The sequence below is a fragment of the Paenibacillus sp. USHLN196 genome (assembly GCF_037144955.1).
GTDB lineage: Bacteria > Bacillota > Bacilli > Paenibacillales > Paenibacillaceae > Paenibacillus > Paenibacillus xylanexedens_C.
On the sequence record NZ_JBBCYH010000077.1, the window covers coordinates 1 to 223 of the forward strand.

At 46.6% G+C, this 223-nt stretch carries 1 rRNA gene; it reads left to right on the forward strand.

The annotated features are described in order from the left end of the window. Positions 1 to 33: 33 nt before the first annotated feature. Positions 34 to 223 (forward strand): 16S ribosomal RNA (locus WFI24_RS34415); the annotation flags it as partial.

A 223-nucleotide genomic window follows, 5' to 3' on the forward strand; every position in this document is an offset into this window, starting at 1 on the left:
ATTCAAAATGAGCTTATCGCTCTTTTCAATACTTTATTGGAGAGTTTGATCCTGGCTCAGGACGAACGCTGGCGGCATGCCTAATACATGCAAGTCGAGCGGACTTGAAGATAAGCTTGCTTCTCTGATGGTTAGCGGCGGACGGGTGAGTAACACGTAGGCAACCTGCCCTCAAGTTTGGGACAACTACCGGAAACGGTAGCTAATACCGAATAATTGTTTT